At 40.1% G+C, this 5,264-nt stretch carries 3 protein-coding genes, 1 other RNA gene and 1 pseudogene; 4 read left to right on the forward strand and 1 reads right to left on the reverse strand.

The features are described 5' to 3' along the window. Positions 1-1,776 (forward strand): cation:proton antiporter (locus H5072_RS11185; RefSeq protein WP_182693559.1); only part of this gene is annotated, 1,776 nt, incomplete at its 5' end. 15 nt (positions 1,777-1,791) lie between these two features. Here H5072_RS11185 and H5072_RS11190 read toward each other — a convergent pair. Next, positions 1,792-2,937 (reverse strand): patatin-like phospholipase family protein, encoded by a 1,146-nt coding sequence (locus H5072_RS11190; RefSeq protein ID WP_002958292.1) that lies wholly within the window; start codon positions 2,935-2,937, stop codon positions 1,792-1,794. A 239-nt stretch (positions 2,938-3,176) separates the two neighbouring features. Here H5072_RS11190 and H5072_RS11195 point away from each other — a divergent pair, with 239 nt between their 5' ends. The 3 genes and pseudogenes from H5072_RS11195 to H5072_RS20895 all read left to right on the forward strand — a co-directional run. Continuing rightward, positions 3,177-4,052 (forward strand): DUF3014 domain-containing protein, encoded by an 876-nt coding sequence (locus H5072_RS11195; protein ID WP_182674390.1) that lies wholly within the window; start codon positions 3,177-3,179, stop codon positions 4,050-4,052. A gap of 139 nt (positions 4,053-4,191) precedes the next feature. Further along, positions 4,192-4,288, forward strand: an RNA gene (gene ffs, locus H5072_RS11200) — signal recognition particle sRNA small type. A 677-nt stretch (positions 4,289-4,965) separates the two neighbouring features. After that, a pseudogene (locus H5072_RS20895) lies at positions 4,966-5,264 on the forward strand (hybrid sensor histidine kinase/response regulator); the annotation flags it as partial.

Genomic DNA, 5,264 nt, shown 5'->3' on the forward strand with positions numbered 1-5,264 from the left:
TTTAGTTTAGGGCTAGAATTTTCTATTTCTCGACTAATGGCAATGCGAAACCTAGTATTTGGTTTGGGCTCATTACAAGTAGGTATAACCAGTTTACTCTTCATTATTATTCTATATTGCTTAAACTTTTCATTACTCACCAGTTTTACCATCGGCACAATTATGGCGCTTTCTTCAACCGCTGTAGTAGTTAAGCTATTAAAAGAAACGGGTGAGCTTAATCAGCGCCGTGGGCAATTAGCCGTTGGTGTTCTACTTTTTCAAGATATTGCTGTTGTTCCTCTATTAATAATACTTCCTTTATTTGCATCAAGTAACTCTCAAAGTATTGGCTGGGCTTTAGCGTTTGCCCTAAGTAAAGGCGCATTTGTATGTGTGCTTCTTTGGGCAATTGGTAAATGGGTATTGCCCATTGTGTTTAAAGAAATAGCGCAAGTACGAACCGATGAGTTATTTGTACTTACCACCATATTAGTCGCGTTGTTTGCAGGTTTTTTAACGTATATGTTTGGCTTGTCTATGGCGCTAGGTGCTTTTTTAGCCGGAATGATGTTAGGTGAGAGCCATTACAGGCATCAGTTAGAGGCCGATATACGCCCATTTCGCGATATTTTAATGGGGCTATTTTTTGTTACTGTAGGTATGCAGCTGGATATTTTATTTGTACTGGGGCATATCGTAATAATTATTGGCGCCTTGCTGGGTTTACTGGTGTTAAAAATTGCAGTGGTAGCCTTTAGCGCGCGGCTAATGCATGAGCGAAACCAAGATTCACTCGCCTGTGGCATTATGCTGTGGCAAATGGGGGAGTTTGGCTTTGTACTTATTGCACTTGCTGGCCAGCATCAATTATTAAATTCAGAGCAAGCTTCATTTTTAATTGCCCTTGGTGTGCTTTCAATGGCATTTACCCCATTTTTGATTGATAAAACGCCATTTATTTTAAAGCGTTTAGGCATACTCGATCGCCCAAGTTTGGCGCTCGAGAGTGAGCCACAAAGTAGTACGCTTTATAGTGACCATGTTGTTATTTGTGGTTTTTCGCGAGTTGGGCAAACTATAGCGCGTTTTTTAAAGCCCGAAGCAATAGACTATGTTGCGATTGAAAGTAACCCAATTTTAGTACAAGAAGGCAAAGCGGCGGGTGAGCCTGTCATATTTGGCTATGTTAAACAAAAAGATATTTTAAAGTGCGCAGGAGTAGAGCGAGCTCGCTTGGTTATTATTACTTTTACAGAGTTTGATCATGCACAGGTTGTTATTGATGCCATAAAGCAAATAGCACCCAATGTTAAAATACTCATTCGTACCCGTGACGATAGCCAGCTAGATTATTTAAAAGAGCTAGGTGTAACCGAAGTAGTACCTGAGTCGTTAGAGGCAAGCTTAATGCTCGTGTCGCATGTGTTGTCTATGTCGGGCGTACCGATGACGCGTATTGTGCGAAGAGTAAGTAAAGAGCGTCGTAATCGTTATCCGTTAATGCAAAGCTTTTATGCAGGCTATTTTAAAGATAACGAAGATACATCAAGTGACCGGTTAGAGTACTTACATGTGGTTGCTCTGCCTGATAAAGCTTATGCAATTAATAAAACAATCGAAAATCTAAATTTAGAAAAGCGTCGGGTACTGGTAAAAGCGCTGCGCAGAGAAGGGGCCGAAATAGACACGCCATCAGCACAAACAACCTTATTGGCTAATGACGTTTTAGTGTTACAAGGTAAACCAAGGCGTGTTGAGCGGGTAGAGCACTACCTGCTCGACGGAATAGAATAACGTTTCTGTTTGAGCTTAATCTAGTTCTAAAAACTTGCGTATCTCCGGTAATTTTTTCATACCGTCTTCATAACCAATTTGCATTAAATGCTGGGTGTAGCGTTTTTCAAACAATAGATAACTGGTTAAGCTCGATTGCGAATGTTTTTTAACACCTATGGTACGTAGCAATACTTTTATAGCCCAAGGCATATCATCGTAATACTGCGCTGCAATAGCATTAAAGTTTTGCGATGGGTTAATTACAAAGGTATCTATTTGTTTAAGTTCTTGATGTTTGTCACGCGCGGGTAATAGCCCTAATGTGCGGTTAACACGAGCCAAACGCTCTAAATCCGATTGCATAGTGTCGGTAAATACACTGTCTAGTAAATGCCCCGCAACAGCAGAGAGTCCAGGATAATGTGGCGAATAACCCGGCGGGTGTAATTCTTTAGGTTGATCGACCCCAATAATAAATATTTTTTCAGCGCCTAAATGAATCGACGGACTCAGCGGAGAAAGTTGATGTATAGAGCCATCACCAAAGTAATGGTTATAAATATTTACACTTGGAAACACCATAGGAATGGCACTTGATGCCATTAAGTGCTCAACATTAATACGAGTTGCGCGGCCTTCGCGTTTAGCACGTTGCCACGATGTTTGCGTATTAGATTGAAAAAATGCAACCGAGTCACCCGTTGTATAACTTGAGGCTGTAATAGACAGCGCATCTAAATAATTACGGTGTAAATTGCGCTCAATGCGGTGTAAATCTAAAATCTCGTTTAATAAACTACGCAGAGGGCGGTTATTTAGTAAGCTCGCTGGTGGGTGGTTAATATGCTCTGACTGAAAGCTCGTTAAGATATTGCGAGCAATATGACCAAACACGCTTAAAAAGTCACTTTTATAGACCATAGAGGTTGAAAAGTTTTTCCAAACTGATTCGAGCTTTCGTACAGCCAAATGCGCACAAGAAGCGTAACATGCCAATGCAGCTGAGTTAATAGCGCCAGCGGAGGTGCCATTTATTACTCTAAATGGCAATGGAGCGGTACGAGGCATACTATGAGCTAGCGCTTTTAACACACCCACTTGATAAGCAGCTCGTGCGCCACCACCTGTAAGTAATAAGGCAGTTTTAGGTTTTTGTGGATCAACTTGCTTGATTTTCATATTGGTGGTTAAACTGTTCTACGTCTTTACTTTATTTATTAACTGTAAGTCTTTAAGCTAGAAGAATCAAAGGATAACTGCCCTAATACTTATTACATTATTTAATCACCCAATTTAGTAGGTAACTTACTTTGCTATAATTGTCGTATTATAAAATGTCATAGTATTTGTGTAAGAATGAATTTAATCCACTTAGCGTACTCTAAGTGATATCGCATTTTAATTTTTATGGAGTTCGTATGTCAGATAAACCAGAAGCATCAGATGTTCAAAAACGTCCACCTAATAACAATATTCTTTTCGCCGTTATTATTTTAATAGTCGTAGCATGTGCGGCCGCCTTCGTATTGCTCACACCAAGTGACGAGCAAGAAACACGCACTGAGGTAGAGCCCGTAGTTAAAGAGCAACCTATGATGGAGCTTAAACCCGAGAACGACCCAGTGGTAGACGCGCCATCTGTAATGCCAGAAAAACCAGCCGAGCTTGAAGTACCAGCACAAAGCCCGAGTGAGCCGGAGCCTGAAGTAGAGCCACTACCAACACTTAACGAAAGTGATGCAGTTGTAGTTGCTAAAATGGATGAGTACCTAAGCGACTCAGTAATGAGCCTAATGGTAACCGATGATGTAATTCGCCGTGGTGTTGTATTTGTAGATAACCTAGCTAAAGGTAAGGTAGCTAAAAAGCACACGCCTGTTGTACAGCCAGAAGAGAAATTTAGCGTTAATGAAGGGGATATCCTCACAATTAACCCTAACAGCTACGAGCGTTATACCCCGTATGTGAAAATATTTACCAGTATGAGTGCAGCGCAAGCCGTTCGTATGTACGAAGAGTACAAGCCACTTATTAATAATGCATACAGTGAAATTGGTTATGGCGATGATGAGTTTAATCAAACGCTAACCGATGCAATCGATTTATTACTTGATACGCCAGAGCCTGAAGGTGACTTGCCGTTACTTCGCGATTCAGTGACGTATCAGTATGCGTTTTCGGAGTGGGAGCAATTACCTGCTGCGCAAAAACAGCTTTTACGTATGGGTCCAGAAAACATGAAAAAAGTAAAAGCAGCACTTCGTAATATAAAAGCGCAGTTAGAGAACAATTAATACGCACTAAAACAGCTAAATACGTCGCGATTGTATATGAAGTATGCAATCGCACTTTCTTTTTAGATTATCCCTTGAATAACAGAGCAAAAGTAGAGATAATCCTTCCCGCGCCAACCAAGGCCCTCAATGGTAGTCTTATTGGTCCTCTCGCAACACTAGCAGGCGAACCTGGTCAGGCCCGGAAGGGAGCAGCCACAGTTTGTGACGTGTGTGCCGAGATGTGGCTGGTAAGACTGCCACCCAAATTCCTCATTTGGGTGTTGTTTGAAGTATAAGTTGACATATTTGTACTAAAAGATGGCATAAACCAGAAGCATAAGATGACATAGTTTAGTATTAACCAAATTGTTAAATGGCTCACTCACATTTTCACTTCGGCTTTTTGCCTTTTCCAATAACTTGATAAAGGCTACCACTGACAGTTTTGATTAGCTGGTTCTGAGGTGATATTTCCACTATTCTTGATGTGCTAATATAATCGTTTGTTGCGAATCGGTACGTCATGTCATCGACATAGATATCCCATAAAATTTATCCAATCATTTTCTTCACCATCAAAAATTGAAACTTAAGGGTGTTTAAGTCTTAATGAGAAATATCTATTTCTACTAAATTAATCGGAATTTTTTAGCATTAAAAAACTGGCTTTGGTATCAGGAGCTTTTAATTTAAGAAAACCAGTCACTTTATGCCATTTTATGATTCAACTCTATGCCAACTTATACTTCAAGCAACATTGGGTGTATATCGCTAACTCCTTAATATTTATATTTTTTCACTAAATTAATCCATAATACCTAATAGTTTCCAGCTCCTTTTCTCGCTAGACAACTTTTAACTTGTACGCAATAATGTAGCAATTATATTAATTTAACACTGCGTGTTAACAAAGTACTCTAGGGTTGAAGTAATGCCTCAAAGAAGTAAGTGGACACTCGCTGTTTTATTAGGGTTGCTAGGGGGTTTAGTTAACCTCTCGCCGTTATATTTTTTCGACAGTTCTGAGTTTTTATTTGGGCAAGTATTTGTATTATGTAGCTTAGTGTTTATTGGGCTGCGTTATGCGTGCTTAAGCCTTGCGATCGTATCTGGCTTTTTACTTTATAGGTGGGGGCATTGCTGGCCGAGTATTGTTTATTTACTCGAGCTTTTTTGGCTTTACACTTTTTGTTTACGCCGCTCTAAACCCATACTCCCTCTTGGTACTGT

It is taken from the genome of Pseudoalteromonas sp. SR45-5 (assembly GCF_014163565.1).
In the GTDB taxonomy this organism is placed as follows: domain Bacteria; phylum Pseudomonadota; class Gammaproteobacteria; order Enterobacterales; family Alteromonadaceae; genus Pseudoalteromonas; species Pseudoalteromonas distincta.